This window comes from Streptomyces scabiei 87.22, from assembly GCF_000091305.1.
In the GTDB taxonomy this organism is placed as follows: domain Bacteria; phylum Actinomycetota; class Actinomycetes; order Streptomycetales; family Streptomycetaceae; genus Streptomyces; species Streptomyces scabiei.
Window position 1 is genome coordinate 3,019,402 of the sequence record NC_013929.1, and the last position, 16,506, is coordinate 3,035,907.

General features: G+C 70.9%; 19 protein-coding genes and 5 tRNA genes. 6 read left to right on the top strand and 18 right to left on the bottom strand.

All coding sequences use genetic code 11. From position 1 onward, the window contains the following. Positions 1-38 precede the first annotated feature (38 nt). Both thiD and SCAB_RS12545 read right to left on the bottom strand, forming a co-directional pair. A complete protein-coding gene (thiD, locus tag SCAB_RS12540) occupies positions 39-860 on the bottom strand; it encodes a bifunctional hydroxymethylpyrimidine kinase/phosphomethylpyrimidine kinase (protein ID WP_013000439.1) in 822 nt (273 codons plus the stop codon). Further along, complete coding sequence (locus SCAB_RS12545) at positions 857-1,822, bottom strand: thiamine-phosphate kinase (RefSeq protein ID WP_013000440.1); 966 nt, start codon at positions 1,820-1,822, stop codon at positions 857-859. Before SCAB_RS12545 ends, thiD begins: the two co-directional genes overlap by 4 nt. A 227-nt stretch (positions 1,823-2,049) precedes the next feature. Between SCAB_RS12545 and SCAB_RS12550 the strand changes: the two genes are divergently transcribed. Next, complete coding sequence (locus tag SCAB_RS12550; RefSeq protein ID WP_013000441.1) at positions 2,050-2,283, top strand: Lrp/AsnC family transcriptional regulator; 234 nt, start codon at positions 2,050-2,052, stop codon at positions 2,281-2,283. A 20-nt stretch (positions 2,284-2,303) separates the two neighbouring features. Then, the gene (locus SCAB_RS12555) at positions 2,304-2,825 is read left to right on the top strand and encodes a DUF3515 domain-containing protein (RefSeq protein WP_013000442.1); all 522 of its coding nucleotides are present in this window, start codon (positions 2,304-2,306) and stop codon (positions 2,823-2,825) included. Between the two features lie 90 nt (positions 2,826-2,915). Here SCAB_RS12555 and SCAB_RS12560 read toward each other — a convergent pair whose 3' ends face one another. The 3 genes from SCAB_RS12560 to SCAB_RS12570 are packed head-to-tail and all read right to left on the bottom strand — an operon-like array spanning position 2,916 to position 5,952. Then, a complete protein-coding gene (locus SCAB_RS12560; protein ID WP_013000443.1) occupies positions 2,916-4,073 on the bottom strand; it encodes a D-alanine--D-alanine ligase family protein in 1,158 nt (385 codons plus the stop codon). A gap of 59 nt (positions 4,074-4,132) precedes the next feature. Beyond that, the gene (locus tag SCAB_RS12565; protein WP_013000444.1) at positions 4,133-5,143 is read right to left on the bottom strand and encodes an NAD(P)H-dependent glycerol-3-phosphate dehydrogenase; all 1,011 of its coding nucleotides are present in this window, start codon (positions 5,141-5,143) and stop codon (positions 4,133-4,135) included. After that, positions 5,140-5,952: a lysophospholipid acyltransferase family protein gene (locus SCAB_RS12570; protein ID WP_013000445.1), complete on the bottom strand. Its 813-nt coding sequence runs from the start codon at positions 5,950-5,952 to the stop codon at positions 5,140-5,142. Before SCAB_RS12570 ends, SCAB_RS12565 begins: the two co-directional genes overlap by 4 nt. 165 nt (positions 5,953-6,117) lie before the next feature. Here SCAB_RS12570 and cofC point away from each other — a divergent pair, with 165 nt between their 5' ends. Beyond that, positions 6,118-6,768 carry a 2-phospho-L-lactate guanylyltransferase gene (gene cofC, locus SCAB_RS12575; RefSeq protein ID WP_013000446.1) on the top strand — a complete coding sequence of 217 codons (651 nt, stop codon included), beginning with the start codon at positions 6,118-6,120 and terminating at the stop codon, positions 6,766-6,768. A gap of 9 nt (positions 6,769-6,777) precedes the next feature. Then, the gene (locus SCAB_RS12580) at positions 6,778-6,981 is read left to right on the top strand and encodes a hypothetical protein (protein WP_013000447.1); all 204 of its coding nucleotides are present in this window, start codon (positions 6,778-6,780) and stop codon (positions 6,979-6,981) included. A gap of 86 nt (positions 6,982-7,067) precedes the next feature. Here SCAB_RS12580 and SCAB_RS12585 read toward each other — a convergent pair whose 3' ends face one another. The 4 genes from SCAB_RS12585 to leuC form a co-directional block, all read right to left on the bottom strand. After that, positions 7,068-7,721, bottom strand: coding sequence for an HU family DNA-binding protein (locus tag SCAB_RS12585; RefSeq protein ID WP_013000448.1), 654 nt, complete (start codon positions 7,719-7,721; stop codon positions 7,068-7,070). A 138-nt stretch (positions 7,722-7,859) separates the two neighbouring features. Continuing rightward, the gene (locus SCAB_RS12590) at positions 7,860-8,090 is read right to left on the bottom strand and encodes an SCO5555 family protein (RefSeq protein ID WP_037724724.1); all 231 of its coding nucleotides are present in this window, start codon (positions 8,088-8,090) and stop codon (positions 7,860-7,862) included. Between the two features lie 287 nt (positions 8,091-8,377). Beyond that, positions 8,378-8,971, bottom strand: a complete 594-nt coding sequence (gene leuD / locus SCAB_RS12595; protein ID WP_013000450.1) for a 3-isopropylmalate dehydratase small subunit — start codon at positions 8,969-8,971, stop codon at positions 8,378-8,380. 6 nt (positions 8,972-8,977) lie between these two features. Continuing rightward, positions 8,978-10,396 (bottom strand): 3-isopropylmalate dehydratase large subunit, encoded by a 1,419-nt coding sequence (gene leuC / locus SCAB_RS12600; RefSeq protein WP_013000451.1) that lies wholly within the window; start codon positions 10,394-10,396, stop codon positions 8,978-8,980. 198 nt (positions 10,397-10,594) lie between these two features. On the opposite strand from leuC, the gene ndgR reads away from it, so the two are divergent. Further along, entirely contained in the window at positions 10,595-11,311 is a 717-nt protein-coding gene (ndgR, locus tag SCAB_RS12605; protein WP_003993203.1) for an IclR family transcriptional regulator NdgR, read from the top strand. An 83-nt stretch (positions 11,312-11,394) separates the two neighbouring features. On the opposite strand, the gene SCAB_RS12610 is transcribed toward ndgR, so the two are convergent. After that, positions 11,395-11,904: a DUF4188 domain-containing protein gene (locus tag SCAB_RS12610; RefSeq protein ID WP_013000453.1), complete on the bottom strand. Its 510-nt coding sequence runs from the start codon at positions 11,902-11,904 to the stop codon at positions 11,395-11,397. Between the two features lie 81 nt (positions 11,905-11,985). On the opposite strand from SCAB_RS12610, the gene SCAB_RS12615 reads away from it, so the two are divergent. Then, positions 11,986-12,630, top strand: a complete 645-nt coding sequence (locus tag SCAB_RS12615) for a MerR family transcriptional regulator (protein WP_013000454.1) — start codon at positions 11,986-11,988, stop codon at positions 12,628-12,630. A 52-nt stretch (positions 12,631-12,682) separates the two neighbouring features. Here SCAB_RS12615 and SCAB_RS12620 read toward each other — a convergent pair. The 8 genes from SCAB_RS12620 to SCAB_RS12655 all read right to left on the bottom strand — a co-directional run bounded on the left by SCAB_RS12620 (position 12,683) and on the right by SCAB_RS12655 (position 16,379). Further along, positions 12,683-12,755: transfer RNA gene (locus tag SCAB_RS12620), tRNA-Glu, on the bottom strand. Positions 12,756-12,801: 46 nt separating this feature from the next. Next, positions 12,802-12,873, bottom strand: a tRNA-Gln gene (locus tag SCAB_RS12625). 21 nt (positions 12,874-12,894) lie between these two features. Continuing rightward, positions 12,895-12,967 (bottom strand) — tRNA-Glu (locus SCAB_RS12630). A 62-nt stretch (positions 12,968-13,029) separates the two neighbouring features. Continuing rightward, a tRNA-Glu gene (locus tag SCAB_RS12635) sits at positions 13,030-13,102 on the bottom strand. 42 nt (positions 13,103-13,144) lie between these two features. Continuing rightward, positions 13,145-13,216: transfer RNA gene (locus SCAB_RS12640), tRNA-Gln, on the bottom strand. 90 nt (positions 13,217-13,306) lie between these two features. Then, positions 13,307-14,038 carry an HAD family hydrolase gene (locus SCAB_RS12645; RefSeq protein WP_037724725.1) on the bottom strand — a complete coding sequence of 244 codons (732 nt, stop codon included), beginning with the start codon at positions 14,036-14,038 and terminating at the stop codon, positions 13,307-13,309. Between the two features lie 96 nt (positions 14,039-14,134). After that, positions 14,135-15,610 (bottom strand): glutamate--tRNA ligase, encoded by a 1,476-nt coding sequence (gene gltX, locus SCAB_RS12650; protein WP_060878230.1) that lies wholly within the window; start codon positions 15,608-15,610, stop codon positions 14,135-14,137. Further along, positions 15,603-16,379, bottom strand: coding sequence for a fumarylacetoacetate hydrolase family protein (locus SCAB_RS12655; RefSeq protein WP_013000457.1), 777 nt, complete (start codon positions 16,377-16,379; stop codon positions 15,603-15,605). The genes gltX and SCAB_RS12655 overlap by 8 nt, the downstream gene beginning before the upstream one ends. Positions 16,380-16,506: the final 127 nt, after the last annotated feature.

A 16,506-nucleotide genomic window follows, 5' to 3' on the forward strand; every position in this document is an offset into this window, starting at 1 on the left:
CGAGCCGGTACGCCGCCACGGCCCGCCCGCGCGGGACGTCAGGCGGTCGGAGCACCCCGTGTGAGGGCCCAGCCGTGGTCCACGGGCCCGATCCCGCCGCCGAGGGCGAAGCCGCCGGAGATCGCCCCGGTCACATACGCCTTGGCCGCCGTCACGGCCTCCGGCACGGTCCGTCCGCGGGCGAGGTGCGCGGCGATCGCGGAGGCGAGGGTGCAGCCCGTGCCGTGCGTGTGCCGGTTGTCGTACCGGGGGGCCCGCAGCCAGTGCTCCTCGGCGCCGTCGGTCAGCAGGTCGACGGCGTCCCCCGGGAGATGGCCGCCCTTGATCAGCGCCCACCGGGGCCCGTGGGCCAGCAGGGCCTCGGCCGCCTCCCGCATCCCGGCCTCCGACCGGACCCGCACGCCGGTGAGCCGGGTCACCTCGTCGAGGTTCGGGGTCGCGACGGTGGCCACCGGCAGCAGCCGTGTCCGTACGGAGTCCAGGGCGGAGGCGGCGAGGAGCGGGTCGCCGTGCTTGGAGACGCCGACCGGGTCGACGACGACCGGCGCGTCCGTGGCCGCCAGCAACGCGGCGACGGCCTCGACGAGTTCGGCGGAGGCGAGCATGCCGGTCTTGACGGCCTGGACACCGATGTCGTCGACGACACTGCGGTACTGGGCGCGCACGGCCTCGACGGGAAGCTCCCAGGCGCCCTGTACGCCGCGGGAGTTCTGCGCGGTGACGGCCGTGACGACGCTCATCCCGTGCACGCCGAGCGCGAGCATGGTCTTCAGGTCGGCCTGGATCCCGGCCCCGCCGCCGGAGTCGGACCCCGCCACGGTGAGGACCCTCGGGGGCGCGGGGCTCGGGGCGGCGGTCATGACTCGATGTCCCCGAAGTGGTCCCAGCCGCCCTTGCTGGTCCAGGGCGCCCCGTCCACGGTCACCTGGGGCAGCGCCGAGGGGTTGAGGACCTCGCCGATCACCTTCCAGCGCGCGGGCAGCTTCACGTCCTGCGGGAAGGTGGCCACGATCGCGTGGTCCTCGCCGCCGGTGAGCACCCACTGGAGGGGGTCGACGCCCACGGCCTGACCGATGTCGTGCATCTGGGTCGGGATGTCGATCGCGCCGGAGCGGATGTCGATCCGGCACTTGCTGGCCTCCGCGATGTGCCCCAGGTCCGCGATCAGCCCGTCGCTGACGTCGCACATCGCGGTCGCGCCGAGGGAGGCGGCGGCCGGGCCCGCGTGGTACGGCGGTTCGGGGCGCCGATGGGCCTCCACGAAGGCGCGCGGCGAGCGGAAGCCGCGGGAGAGCACCGTGTGCCCGGCGGCGGACCAGCCGAGCCAGCCGGTGACGGCGACGACGTCGCCGGGCCGGGCTCCGCCCCTGGTCACGGGCTCGTGGTTGCGCAGGTCACCGAGTGCGGTGATGGAGATCATGATGGTGTCGCCGCGGACGACGTCCCCGCCCACCACGGCCGCCCCGGCGACCTGGCACTCGTCGCGCAGGCCGTCCATCAGCTCGGTGGCCCAGGTCACCGGGAGATCGGCGGGCGCGACCAGACCGAGCAGCAGGGCGGTGGGCACGGCGCCCATGGCGGCGATGTCCGCCAGGTTCTGCGCGGCGGCCTTGCGCCCCACGTCGTAGGCCGTGGACCAGTCGCGCCGGAAGTGCCGCCCCTCCAGGAGCAGGTCGGTGCTCGCCACGACCCTGCGGTCCGGCGCCGCCACCACGGCGGCGTCGTCGCCGGGGCCGACCCGGACCGCCGGGGTGGTGGTGAGCCGGGAGGTGAGCTCCCTGATGAGCCCGAACTCCCCCAGCTCTCCCACGGTGCCCTTCATCGTCGTATCGCCCCTTCTCGTGCCGTTTCCAGTGTCGCTCCCGCCCGGTCGCGGGCCGTTGTCGTCCTCGGTACGGTCGAATGGACCGTCAACTCGCGTCGTCCCCGTCCCCCGGTGCGTGCGGCGCGGCCTCCAGGGGTCTCCCCCCGGCGCCTGACGACGCGATACCGTGGCGTTCCTTTTCCCGACATGATCCACATGATCCTCGTGGCCGCCCTGGAGGTTCCGTGGTACAGGCGTACATCCTGATCCAGACGGAGGTCGGCAAAGCGTCGACCGTCGCCGAGACGATCAGCAAGATCCCTGGCGTCGTCCAGGCCGAGGACGTGACGGGTCCCTATGACGTCATCGTGCGCGCCCAGGCCGACACCGTCGACGACCTCGGTCGGCTGGTGGTCGCCAAAGTCCAGCAAGTGGACGGGATCACCCGCACCCTGACCTGCCCGGTCGTGCACCTGTAGCCCCCGTCTACCCTGGGCCGGTGAATTCGTTGCGTCACCGGCCGACCGCTCGCCTCGGGCTGCCCGTCCTCGCCGTGTCGTTGATCGCCGTCGCGGGCTGCTCCTCAGCAGACGACGGCGGCTCGGCGGCGGTTCCCAGCCCGGGGGCCGCCGCCACGACGCTGTGCCGGAAGCTGGACGGGGTGCTGCCGCGGACGGTGGACGGTCTCGGTCGCCGGGATCCTCGGCCCGCCTCCGCGCTGACGGCGGGCTGGGGCGACGCGGTGATCATACTGCGCTGTGGTGTGCCGCGGCCGCCCAAGATGGCCGATCCCGCGGTGGCGGAGGGGCGGGACGACGACGCGGTGGCCGGGGCCGTCGACGGGGTGGACTGGCTGATGGAGAAGCGGGACGACGGGTCGTACCGCTTCACCACGGCGAATCGTGCGGCGTATGTGGAGGTGTCGGTGACCGCGGATCGGGCCGGGGAGGACACCTCGCCGATCCTGGTGGGGCTGGCGCCCGCCATCAAGAAGGCGGTTCCTGAGGGGGTCGCCTCCTGAGGGATGCCTCAGGAGGCCGTAGGGAGGCTGCGGGCCGGATCGTGGCCGGTCGCGCCCACGGGGTGCACCTCTGCCTCGGACCCGTCGGGTCTACCTCAGACCCGTCGGGCGGTGCAGCGCCGCCTGGATCAGGCGGTCCACCAGCTCCGGGTACTCGATGCCGCTCGCCTGCCACATCGCCGGGTACATCGAGATCGGCGTGAAGCCGGGCAGCGTGTTGATCTCGTTGATGACGAACTCGCCGTCCTCCGTGAGGAAGAAGTCCGCGCGGACCAGACCCTCGCAGGAGGCCGCGTCGAAGGCGTCGACGGCGAGCCGCCGGACCTCGGCGGTCTCCTCGGGCGTCAGCGGGGCCGGGACGATGCCGGGCGTGGAGTCGATGTACTTGGCGTCGAAGTCGTAGTACGCGTGGGTCTCGGGCGGCGGGATCTCGGCGGGCACGGACGCGCGGGGGCCGTCCTCGAACTCCAGGACGCCGCACTCGATCTCCCGGCCGCGCAGGGCCGCCTCGACCAGGATCTTCGGGTCGTGCCGCTGGGCCTCGGCGATCGCCTCGTCGAGACCGGCGAGGTCGTCGACCTTGGTGATGCCGATGGAGGACCCCGCGCGGGCTGGCTTCACGAAGAGGGGCCAGCCGTGCTCACCGGCGAGGTCGATGATCTTCTTGCGGGCGGCGGCCTCGTCGAGCTGCCACTCGCGCGGCCGGATCACCACGTACGGACCGACCTTCAGCCCGAAGGAGGTGAACACCCGCTTCATGTACTCCTTGTCCTGGCCGACCGCCGAGGCGAGCACGCCCGAGCCGACGTAGGGGACCCCGGAGAGCTCCAGCATGCCCTGCAGGGTGCCGTCCTCGCCGTAGGGGCCGTGCAGGACGGGGAAGACCACGTCGACCTCGCCGAGCGCCTTGGGCACCGACCCCGGCTCGCTGTAGACGACTTCCCGGTTGGCGGGGTCGACGGGGAGCACCACGCCGCCCTCCCGCGACTCGGCGAGTTCCTCGACGCTCGGCGTACGGCGGTCGGTGATCGCCATGCGTTCCGGCTCGTCGGCGGTGAGGAACCAGCGGCCCTCCCGGGTGATGCCGATCGGCAGGACGTCGTACTTGGTCCGGTCGATGGCCCGCAGGACGGCGCCGGCCGTGACCACGGAGATCCCGTGTTCCGAGCTGCGGCCGCCGAAGACGACGGCCACGCGCGGCTTGCGGGACGGCTGCTCAGGACTCTGGGGGAGGTTCTCGGTGCTCATATCGCGTCGAGAGTACCCGGTGGTAGTGGGCCAGTCAGTGCCCATACGGCCGCTTTCGCTCAGCGCCGCTCCGGCTTGGCGCTGCGCGACATCATCTCCTTGAGGGCGACGACCGGCGGCTTGCCGTCGTGGACGATGTCGACGACCGTCTCCGTGACGGGCATGTCGACGCCGTGCCGGCGCCCCAAGTCCAGTACCGACTCACAGGACTTGACGCCCTCGGCGGTCTGCTTGGTGACCGCGATGGTCTCCTGGAGGGTCATGCCCCTGCCGAGGTTGGTGCCGAAGGTGTGGTTGCGGGAGAGCGGCGAGGAACAGGTCGCCACCAGGTCGCCGAGTCCCGCGAGTCCGGCGAAGGTGAGCGGGTCGGCGCCCATCGCGAGGCCGAGCCGGGTGGTCTCCGCGAGGCCGCGGGTGATGAGCGAACCCTTGGCGTTGTCGCCGAGGCCCATGCCGTCCGCGATGCCGACGGCGAGACCGATGACGTTCTTCACCGCGCCGCCCAGTTCGCAGCCGACGACGTCGGTGTTGGTGTAGGGGCGGAAGTACGGGGTGTGGCAGGCGGCCTGGAGCCGCCGGGCGACGCCCTCGTCGGTGCAGGCGACCACGGAGGCGGCCGGCATCCGGGAGGCGATCTCCCGCGCCAGGTTGGGTCCGGTGACGACGGCGACACGGTCCTGTCCGACCTTGGCGACGTCCTCGATCACCTCGCTCATCCGCATGGCGGAACCGAGTTCGACGCCTTTCATGAGCGAGACGAGGACGGTGTCGGGCGCCAGCAGCCCGGTCCAGTCGGCGAGGTTGGCCCGCAGCGTCTGGGAGGGGACCGCGAGGACGGTGAAGTCGGCGCCCGCGGCGGCCTCGGCGGCGTCGGTGGTGGCCCGCAGGTTCTCCGGGAGCCGCACTCCGGGGAGATAGTCCGGGTTGGTTCGGGTGGAGTTGACCGCGTCCGCGAGCTCCGGACGCCGCCCCCACAGGACGGTGTCGCACCCCGCGTCGGCGAGCACCATGCCGAAGGCCGTACCCCACGAACCGGTGCCGAACACCGCCGCCTTGACCGGCTTGCTCACTTGCCCTGCCCCTCTTCCTGACGTTGCTGTCCCCGCAAGGCCCCATTGTGCTGCTCGGGCTGCCGGTGCTCGACCGCGGCGGCGTTCCTGCGCCGCTGCTCGATCCGCTCCACCTTGGGGTCGTACGGGGTCTTCGGCGCCCGCTCGCCGCGGATCTCCTCCAGGTGGCGGGTGACGGCGGCCATGATGACCGCGGTGGCGTCCTTCAGCAGGTCCGGGCTCATCTCCCGGCCGTAGAAGCGCGTGAGGTCGACGGGCGGGCCCGCGAGCACGTGGTGCGTCTTGCGCGGCAGGAGGTGCGGCTTCTTCGCGTACGGCGGCAGCAGTTCGTTGGCACCCCACTGCGCGACCGGGATCACCGGGCACCGCGTCTGCAGGGCGACCCGCGCGGCGCCGGTCTTGCCGGTCATGGGCCAGCCGTCCGGGTCGCGGGTGAGGGTGCCCTCGGGGTAGAAGGCGACGCACTCGCCGCGCTCCACGGCGTCGATGGCGGCCCGGAAGGCGCTCAGCGCGTCGGTGCTCTCGCGATACACGGGAATCTGACCGGTGCCACGCATCACGGCCCCGATGAATCCCTTGCCGAAGAGGCCGCTCTTCGCGAGAAAGCGCGGAACCCGGCCGGTGTTGTACTGATAATGGGCGTACGCAAAGGGATCGACATGCGAATTGTGGTTCACGGCGGTGATAAATCCGCCCTCGGCCGGAATGTTCTCCATTCCACGCCAGTCCCGCTTGATCAGCACCACCAGGGGTGGTTTGGCGATCACCGCGGCGAGGCGGTACCAGAAGCCGATTCTCCGGCGGGGCACGCGGACACCTTCCTCTAGGACTTCCCAGGGCCTGCTTCCGGGGCCCGGAGCCGCACAAGTGTCGCCCCGGGCTGCCGGTCTGTCGAGAACACCGTACGCCCCGCCCTGTGGCCGTCCATTGCGCCCAGGTGACAATGGCGGCGACAAGAGAGGGACGGAACGCCCGTGCAGTGGACCCTGGTCGTGCCCGTGAAGCCCCTGGCACGGGCCAAGAGCAGGCTCTCGGACACCGCCGCCGACGCGGTGCGCCCCGGGCTGGCCCTCGCCTTCGCCCAGGACACCGTGGCCGCGGCCCTGGCCGCCACGGCGGTGCGCGGTGTGGTGGTGGTCACGGACGATCCCCTCGCCGCGCGCGAACTGACGGCCCTCGGCGCCCGCGCCGTGCCGGAGGATCCCGGCGGCGGCCCCGGGGACGGCCTGAACGCCGCTCTGCGGCACGGAGCGGCCCTCGTGCGCGATGTACGCCCGCAAAGTCCGGTGGCGGCCCTGAACGCCGATCTGCCAGCCCTGCGCCCCGGGGAACTGACCCGCGTCCTGGGCGCGGCCGCCGCGTTCCCCCGCGCCTTCCTCGCCGACGCGGCCGGCACCGGCACCACCCTGCTCGCCGCGGCTCCGGGCCACGGCCTCTCCCCCGCCTTCGGCCCCGGGTCCCGCACCCGCCACCGCCGCTCCGGCGCCGTGGAACTCGACCTCACCGCCGTGGACTCCGTACGCCAGGACGTCGACACCGGCGACGACCTGCGCGCCGCGCTCGGCCTCGGCGTCGGCCCCCGTACGGCCGCGGCGGCCGCGCGGCTGCTGATCCCTGGCCAGTAGGCTGCGGCCATGCAGGCCACCGCGTACACGTACGACCCCGCCACCCGCACCGGCCAGGTGCTCCTGGACGACGGCACCCCGGTCCCGTTCGGCGCCCCGGCCTTCGACGCGGGCGCGCTGCGGCTGCTGCGGCCGGGGCAGCGGGTCAGGATCGAGACGGAGGGCGAGGGCGAGGCCCTGCGCATCACCCTGATCACCCTGCAAACGTTCTGAGCCCCGCGGAGTCCGCCCCGGAACACGCCGCGGGCCGGGCTCCATCGGTCAGGAGCCCGGCCCGGCGCGTGTGAGTACCAGGCGCCCTATGCCTGGCGTGCGGCGGTCTTCTTGGCGGTCGTCTTGCGAGCCGTCGACTTCTTGGCCGGGGCCTTCTTGGCCGTGGCCTTCTTCGCCGGCGCCTTCTTCGCGGCGGTCTTCTTGGCGGCCGTCGTCTTCGACGCCGTGGTCTTCTTCGCGGCGGTCGACTTCGCGGTGGTCTTCTTCGCGGTCGTCTTCTTCGCCGTGGTCTTCTTCGCGGCGGCCGTCGTCTTCTTGGCGGCGGCCGTGGTGGTCTTGCGGGCGGTCGTCTTCTTGGCCGCGGTCTTCTTCGCCGCCGCCTTCTTGACCGTCGCCGAGGCCCCGCCGCTCAGGCTGCCCTTGGGCGCCTTCTTGACCGCGACCTCGCCACCGCGGGGCAGCTTCTTCGAGCCGCTGACCAGGTCCTTGAAGCCCTGGCCCGCGCGGAACCGCGGCACGGAGGTCTTCTTGACCCGAACCCGCTCACCCGTCTGCGGGTTGCGGGCGTAACGGGCCGGCCGGTCCACCTTCTCGAACGAACCGAAGCCGGTGACCGAGACCCGGTCGCCGGCGACGACCGCGCGGACGATGGCGTCCAGAACGGCGTCGACCGCGTCGGCGGCCTGCTGACGCCCGCCGACCTTGTCCGCAATCGCTTCTACGAGCTGCGCCTTGTTCACGTCTTCCCCTTCGGAGACATCGCCAGAACGAAAGTGTTCAAGCCTTTTCGCACGTTAGGCAGATATATACCGCAAATCAAACACGAAACGGGCTTATCACCCTTGTGCCGCAACGAACTCGGCAGCCACGGACTTCTCTCAGCGTTCCTCTGCGGGCATTCGCCCCTCGTCGAGGTCCGTCGTGAAGCCCTCCAGCCGCCTTGCCGCGTCGGCGAGATCGTGCTTGGCCACGGCCGTAATGACCAGCAGCTTCCGGGTCAGCGCCATGCGTACGCCCTCCGGGACTTGCAGTGCGCGCACTCTTGCGTGCGCTTCCTTGAGTTGGCCCGCGACCGCCGTATAGAGCTCGAGTTGGCCGTCGTGTTCCATGCACAGATTGTGCCATCTGGGGCGAGTTGTCGCCTGCGCAGGGGGCAACTGCCGTCTCCCGGAGGCCCGCGGAGCACCTCCGGCCGATGCCGCACGATGGTGCGCGTACCCCGGCAATCACCTTTGTAACTAGGGGAGTTGAAACCTTTCTGCACATGACTTCGAAGGTCTCCGAACCCGCACATGCAGGTACCCCCAACCGTGCCCGATTGGGGGTACCTGGGGGTGTCGCGGTGGCTGGAATCAGCCGTGCGCGGGCGCCCTCGGGGGCGGCCCGCGCCGGTGGATCAGACCTTCAGCGTCCTCGGCTTGTACGACGGCCGCTTGGCCTCGTAGGCGGAGATGTCGGCCTCGTTCTGGAGGGTGATGGAGATGTCGTCCAGCCCGTTCAGCAGCCGCCAACGGGAGTTCTCGTCCAGCTCGAAGGCGGCGGTGATCCCTTCGGCGCGCACCTCGCGGGCCTCCAGGTCGACCGTGATCTCGGCCTCGGGGTCGTTCTCGCTCAGCTCCTGCAGCGCTTCCACGGTCTTCTGGTCGAGAACCACCGTGAGCAGGCCGTTCTTGAGCGAGTTGCCGCGGAAGATGTCGGCGAAGCGGGAGGAGATCACGGCCTTGAAGCCGTAGTTCTGCAGCGCCCAGACGGCGTGCTCACGGGAGGAGCCGGTGCCGAAGTCGGGGCCGGCGACCAGGACGGTCGCCCCCTCGCGCTCGGGGCGGTTGAGGACGAAGTTCTCGTCCTTGCGCCACGCCTCGAACAGTCCGTCCTCGAAACCGTCCCTGGTGACCTTCTTGAGCCAGTGGGCGGGGATGATCTGGTCGGTGTCGACGTTGCTGCGGCGCAGCGGGACGGCCCGGCCGGTGTGGGTGGTGAATGCTTCCATGGCTGTTCAGACTCCAGCGGGGGCGTCGGTCAGGTCGGCGGGCGAGGCCAGGTGGCCCAGTACGGCGGTGGCGGCCGCGACCTGCGGCGACACCAGGTGCGTACGGCCGCCCTTGCCCTGCCGGCCCTCGAAGTTGCGGTTGGAGGTGGACGCGGAGCGCTCACCGGGGGCCAGCTGGTCCGGGTTCATGCCCAGACACATCGAGCAGCCCGCGTGCCGCCACTCGGCACCGGCCTCCTTGAAGACCACGTCCAGCCCCTCGGAGACGGCCTGCAGACCGACCCGCGCGGAGCCGGGGACGACCAGCATCCGTACGCCGTCGGCGACTTTGCGGCCCTTGACCAGCTCGGCGGCGGCGCGCAGGTCCTCGATGCGGCCGTTGGTGCACGAACCTACGAAGACAGTGTCCACGTTGATGGACTTCAGCGGCTGGCCGGCCTCCAACCCCATGTACTCCAGGGCCTTTTCGGCGGCGAGGCGCTCCGATGCGTCCTCGTACGAGGCCGGGTCGGGGACCGACGCCGAAAGCGGCGCGCCCTGGCCGGGGTTGGTGCCCCAGGTGACGAACGGCGACAGGGAGGCGCCGTCGATGACCACCTCGGCGTCGAACTCGGCGTCCTCGTCCGTCCTCAGCGTCTTCCAGTACGCGACGGCCGCGTCCCAGTCCTCGCCCTCGGGGGCGTGCGGACGGCCCTTGAGGTAGTCGAAGGTGGTCTGGTCGGGGGCGATCATGCCCGCGCGGGCGCCGGCCTCGATCGACATGTTGCAGATGGTCATGCGGGCCTCCATCGAGAGCTTCTCGATGGCGGGGCCCCGGTACTCCAGGACGTAGCCCTGGCCGCCGCCCGTACCGATCTTGGCGATGATCGCCAGGATCAGGTCCTTGGCGGTGACGCCCTCGGCCAGCTCGCCCTCGACCGTGATCGCCATGGTCTTGGGGCGCACCAGCGGCAGCGTCTGCGTGGCCAGCACGTGCTCCACCTGGGAGGTGCCGATGCCGAACGCCAGACCGCCGAAGGCACCGTGCGTGGAGGTGTGGGAGTCGCCGCAGACGACCGTCATGCCGGGCTGGGTCAGACCCAGCTGCGGGCCGACGACATGCACGACACCCTGCTCGACGTCGCCCAGCGGGTGCAGACGCACACCGAACTCGGCGGCGTTCGCGCGCAGCGTCTCCAGCTGGACGCGGGAGACCGGGTCCGCGATGGGCTTGTCGATGTCGAGGGTGGGGGTGTTGTGGTCCTCGGTCGCGATGGTCAGGTCGAGCCGGCGAACCTTCCGCCCGCTCTTGCGGAGACCGTCGAAGGCCTGGGGGCTGGTCACCTCGTGCAGCAGGTGCAAGTCGATGAAGAGGAGGTCGGGCTCGCCCTCGGCGCGCCGGACGACGTGGTCGTCCCAGACCTTCTCCGCGAGTGTCCTACCCATCGCTTTCCCTCCGGCCGGCGCGGCAGCGCGTCGGCCCAACTAGAGATATCGGAGGTGGCGAGCGCGCGAATCCCCTCGTGGCGCGCGCCGGCCGCCGGGCTCGTCGGTCCGCGAGCCGTTGTTGTTCTGCTTCCAGAGTGGCAAGGTCCACGCGAAATTGAACTTGCGTTTCACAGAGTGAGACGCGAGTATCGTTGCATGGACAACAGTAGCGGCGTCGGCGTTCTGGACAAGGCGGCCCTGGTCCTGAGCGCTCTGGAGTCCGGTCCGGCCACCCTCGCGGGTCTGGTCGGCGCCACGGGACTCGCACGGCCCACGGCCCACCGCCTGGCCGTGGCTCTGGAACACCACCGCATGGTGGCACGCGACATGCAGGGCCGTTTCATCCTCGGCCCCCGGCTGGCCGAGCTGGCCGCGGCCGCCGGCGAGGACCGCCTCCTCGCGACGGCGGGCCCGGTGCTCACGCACCTGCGCGACATCACGGGCGAGAGCGCGCAGCTCTATCGCCGGCAGGGCGACATGCGTATCTGTGTCGCCGCCGCGGAGCGGCTCTCCGGCCTGCGGGACACGGTCCCGGTGGGCTCGACCCTCACGATGAAGGCCGGTTCGTCGGCGCAGATCCTGATGGCCTGGGAGGAGCCGGAGCGGCTGCACCGCGGGCTGCAGGGCGCCCGTTTCACGGCCACCGCCCTCTCTGGCGTACGGCGCCGGGGCTGGGCCCAGTCCATCGGCGAGCGCGAGCCGGGCGTCGCCTCGGTCTCCGCGCCCGTGCGGGGCCCGTCGAACCGCGTGGTGGCGGCCGTCTCCGTCTCCGGCCCCATCGAGCGCCTCACCCGCCACCCCGGCCGTATGCACGCCCAGGCGGTGATCGACGCCGCGGGCCGCCTCTCGGAGGCCCTGCGCCGCACCGGCTGATCCACCCGCCCGTCCGACCATGGGAAAAGGCCTGCCTCAACGCCGCGGCAGGCCTTTTCGCATGGGGCGACAGCAACCGCCCCCTAGGCACTGGCCCCCCGCCGGTGGGCGAACCGCTCCTTCGCGGACCGCCCCCGCGCCTCGATCGGCAGCACCCCCGTGGCCGCCGCCAGGCCGAACGCGGGCATGTCGGCGTAGATCGACTCGTACGAGCCCGCCGACACCACGTACGTCTCGTGCCACAGGCCCACGTGCTGCCGGGCCTTCCCCTTGCGCTCCTTGCGGTTCAGCGCCGCCCACGCCACCCGGTGGAACGCGTCGGGCGCGTGCGCGTAGGCGTAGAGCTTCTCCTTGGACTCCCAGTACTGGACGACGTAGTACGTCCGCGGCGAGGCCGTCAGCAGCACGGCGTTCAGCAGCCCCCGCTCGGGGTCCTTCCGCAGCTCGCGCAGCATCCGCGGCATCGCGGTCAGCACGGGCATCCAGTGGTGCACGGCCCAGAAGTGGTTGATCCGCGTGCCGATCAGCAGGACCACCACCTCGCCCTCGGCCGCCGCGGTGGTACGGCCGGGCACGACCCGCTTTCCGAACATGACTCCCCCTGGTTGGTGAGCGGCACTATCCGAACTCTCGTGCTTGGATAGTGACACTTCCCAAGGAGAGGCGCAAGAGAGATGCGGCTGGCGGAGCTGAGCGAGCGCAGCGGGGTGTCCCCGGCGACGATCAAGTACTACCTGCGTGAGGGGCTGTTGCCGCCGGGCCGCCAGGTCAACGCGACGACGGCGGAGTACGACGAGGAGCATGTGCGCCGGCTGCGGCTGGTGCGGGCCCTGATCCAGGTGGGCAAGGTGCCGGTGGCCAACGCCCGGGAGGTGCTCCGGCACGTGGACGACGAGTCGCTCGGCCGCACGATCCGCCTCGGCGCGGCCCTGTGGGCGCTGCCGCAGACCCCCGGCCCGGACGAGGAGGACCCGGTCACCGTCGCCGCGAGGGCCGAGGTGGACCGGCTGCTGCGGACGCTGGGCTGGGAGTCGGCGCGGGAGACCGGCTCCCTCTCCCCCGCCCACCGTTCGCTGGTGGCACTGGTGGCGACGCTGCTGCGGCTCGGCCTTCCCTGCGGCGCCGAACAGATGGCCCCGTACGCGGAGTTGATGCATCAGGCGGCCGTCAGGGACCTGGATCACATGGAGAGCTACGCGTCCGACACCGAGATGGTGGAGGTGGCGGTGTCGTCGGCGGTGCTCTTCGAGCCGGTGCTGCGTTTCCTGCACCGCCTCGCCCAGGAGGAGGAGTCGGCCCGGCGATACGGCTTCGAGTAGCCGGGGCACACGACGAAGGCCCTCCACCGGAGTGGAGGGCCTTCATGGAACGTACCCCCGACCGGATTCGAACCGGCGCTACCGCCTTGAGAGGGCGGCGTGCTAGGCCGCTACACAACGGGGGCCCTAGCGATCCTGCAGGCGTTCACATTACAACGCCGCAGGTCCGAGCTGGTCTACCTGGACTCGAACCAAGAATGACGGTACCAGAAACCGTAGTGTTGCCAATTACACCATAGACCAATAAGGTTGAGACCTTTTGCGTACCCCCGACCGGATTCGAACCGGCGCTACCGCCTTGAGAGGGCGGCGTGCTAGGCCGCTACACAACGGGGGCCCTAGCGATCCTGCATCGACAGTGGCGGGAGCTACCCTGACCACCTTCGCGGGAAGGATCTGTACCCCCGACCGGATTCGAACCGGCGCTACTGCCTTGAGAGGGCAGCGTGCTAGGCCGCTACACAACGGGGGCTTTGCGGATCTGATCTCCGCGTCCGCAGATGAGCTCTGCGAGCTGGCCTACCTGGACTCGAACCAAGACTAACTGAACCAGAATCAGTCGTGCTGCCAATTACACCATAGGCCACTGGAACGCGAGCCCCTGTGGGGATCTTGTTCTAGTTCGCTCCGTCGGTTCCGGCCTTTCGGCCCGCTCCCCGGCGGCGCAGGAAGAACATTACCCGAAGGTGGACGGCGCTCCAAAACGGGTATCCGAGCCGAGGATCGCGGGGAGTTCGGCGAGGGTGGCGATCCGGTGGGGCCCGACGGGCGGGTCGACGGTCGCGTACAGACCGCCGCGGTCGATCCAGACCGACAGCAGACCGGCGTCGGCCGCGCCCCTGCCGTCGATCTCGGGGTGGTCGCCGACGTAGGCGACCTCGTGCGGAGGCAGCTCCAGGGCCTCGCAGGCCACGTGGAACGCCTCGGCGGCCGGTTTGTGGACGCCCAGCTGCTCGGCGCAGAGCACCGTCTCGAAGCGGTCCCACACCCCGAGCGCGCGCAGCTTGCGCTCCTGGACGGGGAGGCTGGAGTTGGACAGCACCGCGTGCCGGTGGCTGGCGGCGAGCGCGTCCAGGACGGGCACGACGTCCGGGAAGAGGGACCAGGCCCGCTCGTAGTGGGCGATGTAGCGCTCGAACCAGGCGTCGGCCTCGGCGTCGCTGAGCGGCTGCCCGTGGAAGTCCCGTACCCGGTCCCGGCGGGTGGACTCCCAGTCGCCCTCGCCCGCCGCGTACCGCCGCCAGTGCAGGCTGGTCAGTTCGCGCCAGCGGGTCAGGGCCTCCTCGACGGAGCCGTGGCCGAGCGTCAGGCCCTCGGCGGCGAGATGGTCCCGCATGCCGGCCCGGTCGGCCGCGGTGTAGTCGAAAAGGGTGTCGTCGACGTCCCAGAGCACCGCCTTGATTTCCATGATCCGACGGTAGCCGCAGGCCGGCCGTCCTGTCCCCGGGACGGAACGACGAAGGGGCGGCACCCGGGGTCCGGGTGCCGCCCCTTCGTCACGCCGTTACGCGGTCAGCTTCGCCAGGGCCGCGTCGATCCGCGCCAGGGTCTTCTCCCGGCCCAGGATCTCCAGGGACTCGAAGAGCGGGAGACCGACCGTGCGGCCGGTGACGGCGACACGGACGGGGGCCTGCGCCTTGCCGAGCTTGAGACCGTGGGCCTCGCCGGCGGCCAGGACGGCCTCCTTCAGGGACTCGGCCGAGGCCCAGTCGGCCGCGTCCAGCTTCGCGCGGGCCGTGCGCAGCAGGTCGTCGGAGCCCTCCTTCATGGCCTTCGCCCAGCTCGCCTCGTCCTCCACCGGCTCCGACAGGAAGAGGAAGTCGACGTTCTCCGTGATCTCGGACAGGACCTTCAGGCGGGTCTGCGCGTGCGGGGCGATCGCCTCCCACCTGGCCTCGTCGAAGTCCTCCGGCGCCCAGGGGGCGAACGGGGCCTTCAGCCAGGGGGCGCAGCGCGCGGTGAAGTCCGCCACGTCCAGCAGCCGGATGTGGTCGGCGTTGATCGCCTCGGCCTTCTTCAGGTCGAAGCGGGCCGGGTTGGGGTTCACGTCGGCGATGTCGAAGGCGGCGACCATCTCCTCGATCGTGAAGATGTCCTGGTCGGCGGAGAGCGACCAGCCGAGCAGGGAGAGGTAGTTGAGCAGGCCCTCGGGGAGGAAACCGCGCTCCCGGTAGAGGTTGAGGCTCGCCTGCGGGTCGCGCTTGGAGAGCTTCTTGTTGCCCTCGCCCATCACGTACGGCAGGTGCCCGAAGGACGGGACCTCCTTGGCGATGCCCAGCTCGATCAGTGCCTTGTACAGGGCGACCTGGCGGGGCGTGGAGGAGAGCAGGTCCTCGCCGCGCAGGACGTGGGTGATCTCCATCAGGGCGTCGTCGACGGGGTTGACGAGGGTGTAGAGCGGAGCGCCGTTCGCGCGGACGATGCCGTAGTCCGGGACGTTCTCCGGGGTGAAGGTCAGCTCGCCGCGGACCAGGTCCGTGAAGGTGATCGTCTCGTCGGGCATCCGGAAGCGGACGATCGGCTCGCGGCCCTCGGCCTCGTACCGCGCCTTCTGCTCCGGCGTGACCTCGCGGCACTTGCCGTCGTAGCCGGAGGGCCGGCCGGCGGCGCGGGCGGCGTCGCGGCGCTCCTCCAGCTCGGAGGCGGTGCAGTAGCAGGAGTAGGCGTGGCCGGCCTCCTTGAGCCGCTCGGCCACCTCCAGGTACGTCTCCATGCGCTGCGACTGGCGGTACGGCGCGTGCGGGCCGCCGACCTCGGGGCCCTCGTCCCAGGTGAAGCCCAGCCAGCGCAGGGAGTCCAGGAGCTGCTCGTAGGACTCCTCGGAGTCGCGGGCCGCGTCGGTGTCCTCGATGCGGAAGACGAACGTGCCGCCGGTGTGGCGGGCGAACGCCCAGTTGAACAGGGCCGTGCGGACCAGACCCACATGGGGGTTGCCGGTCGGGGACGGACAGAAACGTACGCGGACGGAGCCGTTAGCCACGCTTGATCACCTTGTTGGTGAGAGTGCCGATGCCTTCGATGGTGACGGCGACCTCGTCGCCGACGTTGAGGGGGCCGACCCCTGCCGGGGTGCCCGTGAGGATCACGTCGCCGGGGAGCAGCGTCATGGCCTCGGTGATGTTGACGATCAGGTCCTCGATGGAGTGGATCATCTCGCTGGTGCGGCCGAGCTGGCGCTGCCCGCCGTTGACGGTGAGCTGGATGGTCAGGTCGGCCGGGTCGAGGTCGGTCTCCACCCAGGGGCCCAGCGGGCAGGAGGTGTCGAAGCCCTTGGCCCTGGCCCACTGCTTCTCGCGCTTCTGGACGTCCCGGGCGGTGACGTCGTTGGCGCAGGTGTAGCCGAAGATCACGTCCTTGACGCGTTCGCGGGGGACCTCGCGGCACAGCCGGCCGATGACCACGGCCAGCTCGGCCTCGTGGTGGAGGTCCTCGGAGAAGGACGGGTACTGGATGTCGTCGCCGGAGCCGATCACCGAGGTGGCCGGCTTGAAGAAGGCGAACGGGGCGTCCGGGACCTCGTTGCCCAGCTCGCGGGCGTGCTCGGCGTAGTTGCGGCCGAAGGCCACGACCTTGTTGGGGAGCACCGGCGGCAGCAGCCTGACCTTGCTGAGCGGGACCTTCGTACCGGAGAGCTGGAAGTCCGCGAACGGGATGCCCTTGATGATGTCGAGGACGAGCTCGTCCGGCTTGTCGCCCTCGACCGCGCCGAAGGCTACGTTCCCGTCGATGGAGAACCTGGCGATGCGCACGGGATGCTTGCGCCCCTTAACTGAGCTGGCTGGAGTCTGACGGTCCAGGCTAACGCGGGGCGGGCCGGCCGCTTCGCGTATTTGAACCGCGCAGGCACGCCGAACAACCGCGTAGGTGTGCGAAGGG